Annotated in this window: 4 protein-coding genes; 1 reads left to right on the top strand and 3 read right to left on the bottom strand. The window is 71.3% G+C overall.

The window, feature by feature from the left end:
* Window positions 1-914 (bottom strand): DNA ligase LigA-related protein (locus tag ADBZ5U_RS14955; protein ID WP_526811502.1); only part of this gene is annotated, 914 nt, incomplete at its 3' end.
* 104 nt (window positions 915-1,018) lie between these two features.
* Window positions 1,019-2,029, bottom strand: coding sequence for a uroporphyrinogen decarboxylase/cobalamine-independent methonine synthase family protein (locus ADBZ5U_RS14950; protein WP_526811500.1), 1,011 nt, complete (start codon window positions 2,027-2,029; stop codon window positions 1,019-1,021).
* Between the two features lie 120 nt (window positions 2,030-2,149).
* Between ADBZ5U_RS14950 and ADBZ5U_RS14945 the strand changes: the two genes are divergently transcribed.
* Window positions 2,150-2,944 carry a bestrophin-like domain gene (locus tag ADBZ5U_RS14945; RefSeq protein WP_526811498.1) on the top strand — a complete coding sequence of 265 codons (795 nt, stop codon included), beginning with the start codon at window positions 2,150-2,152 and terminating at the stop codon, window positions 2,942-2,944.
* A gap of 1 nt (window position 2,945) precedes the next feature.
* Here the strand turns inward: ADBZ5U_RS14945 and mnmA are convergent.
* Window positions 2,946-3,808: tRNA 2-thiouridine(34) synthase MnmA (gene mnmA / locus ADBZ5U_RS14940; protein ID WP_526811496.1), on the bottom strand; the 863-nt coding region annotated here is incomplete at its 5' end.

Here is a 3,808-nt window from a genome sequence, read left to right as displayed (position 1 = left end):
TCGTCGAGTTTGACCACCACACCGTCGATCTCGTGCTCGATCTGGTGGCGGCGTTCGCCCCAGTAGTCGATGCGTTCGCGGACCGCGGCCAGACCCCGGACCCGGGTGGTGTGGTCGGAGACCGGCAACCCCCACGCCCTCATCGCGGCGAAGGCCTCGTGCAGGGTGGCCGGACGGAAGCCCCCCGCGAACTCCGCGAAGCCCAGGCCGTGGCAGATCATCCGCAGCGGCCGGCGTGCGGTGACCCCCGGGTTCTTCTGCCGCAGCGATCCGGCGGCGCTGTTGCGGGGGTTGGCGAACGGCGCCTTGCCGTCCTCGACCAGGCTGGCGTTGAGGTTCTGGAAATCGGCGAGCATGAAGAACACCTCGCCGCGCACTTCCAGGACCGCCGGCACCGGGAATTCGCTTGATTGCGTGAGGTTTTCCGGCACATCGCCGATGGTGCGGGCGTTGAGGGTGACGTCCTCGCCGACCCGGCCGTCACCGCGGGTGGCCGCACGCTCCAGCTTTCCGTCGCGGTACACCAGGGCGATCGCGACGCCGTCGACCTTGAGTTCGCACAGGTAGTGCGGGTCGGGGCCGATCTCGTTCTCCACCCGGACCGACCAGGCCGTCAGTTCCTCGGCGTCGAAGACGTCGTCGAGGCTGAGCATGCGTTCGAGATGCTCGGCGGGGGTGAACTCGGTGGCGAAACCGGCCCCGCCGACCAGTTGGGTCGGCGAATCCGGCACCCGCAGTTCGGGATAGCGCTGCTCGAGGGCGACCAGTTCGTTGAACATCTTGTCGAACTCGGCGTCGGAGACGATCGGCGCGTCCTTGACGTAGTACCTGAACTGATGCTCACGCACCTCGTCGGCCAGTTCCTGCCAACGGCGCCGGACCTCGGCGTCGAGGGGATCGGGTTCGGCGGGCACCCTCGAAGGTTAGTCCAGCGCATCGAGTGCAGCGTGGCGCCCGGTGACCATCGAAAGAGTGCTACTCGCACTTCGTCTGCGCGGTGCTGCACTCGATGCGGGCCCTAGATGGCCGCGGGGTCCTCGGCGATCGCCGCGGCGGCGCGCTGGGTCAGCCCGGTGGCGTGGCGGGCCCAGGCCTCGGTCGCGCCGGCCAGCCCGCAGGCCGGGCTGATGCCGATCCGCTCACCCAGCACCTTCCGCGGGAAGCCGAGTCGGTCGGTGACCGCCGCCGCCGCGGCGGCCGGTTCCTCGGCCGACGGCCGCCGCTCAGGTGCGACGGCGGCCACCAGACCCAACACCGCGCTGCGACCGGAGTCGACGAACTCCCCCAGCCCGTCGAGTCCTTCGGCTCCCAGAACGGAAACGTCGACCGAGACGGCCTGGATCAGGCTGCGCTGCAACACTTTCCAGGGGAGGTCGGCGGCGCAGCAGTGCAGCAGCACCGCACCGCCCGCCGTGGCGGCGCACCGGTCGAGCAGGCTGATCGCCACCGCCTCGTCGACCGGGTGCACCGGGGACAGCGCGGTCACACCGGTCAGCCGGCCGGCCAGCGCGGCGGGCAGCAGCGGTTCGTCGAACTGTACGACGACGGGGGCGGCCAGCCGGCGGGCCACGTCGGCGCGATGCACTGCCATTCCCTCGACCAGCGATTCGGCCAGGTCGCGCACCGCCCCCGGGTCGGTGATGGCACGGTGGCCGTTGGCCAGTTCCAGTTGGGCGGCCAGCGTGATCGGTCCCGGGGCCTGGACCTTGACCGAGCGGCCCGCCCGGGCTCCCCCGGTCCTCTCCCAGGCCTCCTCCAGGGCGTCGACGTCCTCGCCCAGAAGGCTCAGCGCGCGGCGGCTCACCGAACCGGGCCGCGCCGCGATCCGGTATCCGCGGGGCACGACGTCGACGGCGATGTCGACCAGCAGCGCCCCGGCCCGGCCGATCATGTCCGCCCCGACGCCGCGGGCCGGCAGTTCGGGAAGGTAGGGCAGTTGATGCAACTCCCCGACGATGACCTCGGCGGCCTGCCGGGGCGAGGTGCCCGGCCAGGAACCGATCCCGGTGGCGGCCGCGAAAACGTTCACCGGGGCAACCTAGTTCACCGGGGCAACGCTAGTTCACCAGGGCAACGTAGTGGACATCGAGGCGGCGCGTGCGCGCGGGGCTTAGAGTCGATCGACCCGACACGACACCGGGAGGCTTCCATGCTCAGACTGCTCGGCGAGTCGCCTTGGTGGGTACTGATCCTGTCCTGGTTCCTGTTCTTCGCAGCGCTGAGCGTGCTGTCGCGGTACTCGGTGCGCCGGGTGCGATCGATACCGCACCGCGACGACCTGTGCGAGTACGCCGGCAAGACCCTCGGCCCGATCGGGGCGACGTTCGCGTTCCTCATCGGGTTCGCCGCGACGATGACGTGGTCGGGGATGAGCGCCGGGCAGGAGGCCGTCGACGCCCAGGCGACGTCGGCTCAGCAGCTTGCCTGGGCGACGAAGTCGATCTCCGACCACGCCGGGGCCGCGCAGGTGATCGGCAACCTCGACCGCTATCTCGCCGCGGCCGTCGAACAGGACCCGCCGTTCCTGGCCGAGGGGAACACCACCGCATTGCCCTCCGCCCGGGCGTTCGACGTTCTCCAGCACAGCGTGCACAACGTCGCCTACGGCACCCAGACGACCGCCCCGGAGGCGTACGCGATGACGACGTCCGCCGCCGGGCTGACCGGCGCGCAAGCCAAGGTCTCCGCGGTCGCGCAGCGCTCCCTGCCGCCGCTGATGTTCGGGCTGCTGCTCACCTCGGGTGCGCTTTTGGCGCTGGCCATGGGAGCCACGGCCGCCGAGGTGTACCGGCCCTACCTGATGTTGGGCTGGGCGTTGGTGTCCGCGATCGCGATGACGTTGGTTCTCAGCCTTGATGTTCCGTTCAGCGGCGGGATCAAGGTGAACATGCAGCCGTTGATCCAGGTGTCTGACACCCTCGTCGCCGAGCCGTTGAACAAGTAGCTCAGCGCAGCGTCGCGCTGCCGAGGACCTCGTCGCCGTCCGGGTCGGGCCGGTAGAGCACCATGGTCTGGCCCGGCGCGACGCCGCGCAGCGGGTGGCGCAGCGCCACGGCGAGCCGGCCGTCGGCGACCTCGGCGACCCCGGGGGCCACCCCGCCGTGGGCGCGAACCTGGACCTCGCACTCGACCGGGCCGTCGGGGACGGCGCCCGAGGTGAAGACGGGTCGGTCGCCGGTCAGCGTCCACACGTCCAGATCCGCCGCCGCGCCGACCCGAACGGTTCCCGACTCCGCGTCGATGCCGGTGACGTAGCGCGCAGAGCCGTCCGGGCCGGGGCCGGGGATACCCAGGCCCTTGCGCTGGCCGATGGTGAAGCCGTACACCCCGTCGTGGCGGGCCAGCACCGCCCCGCCGGCGTCGACCACCGCGCCCGGCCGCAGGCCGATGCGGGCGCCCAGGAACGCCCGGGTGTCGCCGGACGGTATGAAGCAGATGTCGTGGCTGTCGGGCTTCTCGGCGACCGCCAGGCCCCGACGCGCGGCCTCCTCGCGGATCGCCGGCTTGGCGGTGTCGCCGATCGGGAACATCGCGTGCCGCAGCTGCCCGGCGGTCAGCACCGCCAGCACATAGGACTGATCCTTGTCGGCGTCGACCGCCCGGCGCAGCCGGCCGTCGGCCAGCCGGGCGTAGTGGCCGGTGGCCACCGCATCGAAGCCCAGCGCCAGCGCCCGGGCCGCCAGCGCCGAGAACTTGATCCGCTCGTTGCAGCGCACACATGGGTTCGGGGTCTCGCCGCGGGAATAGGAGGACACGAAGTCGTCGATCACGTCGGCCTTGAACCGGTCGGCGAAATCCCAGACGTAGA

The sequence above is a fragment of the Mycobacterium sp. genome (genome assembly GCF_040398885.1).
Taxonomy (GTDB): Bacteria; Actinomycetota; Actinomycetes; order Mycobacteriales; family Mycobacteriaceae; genus Mycobacterium.
Note: the sequence above shows the minus strand (reverse complement) of the source record. Positions and strands in the feature narration are given on the sequence as shown.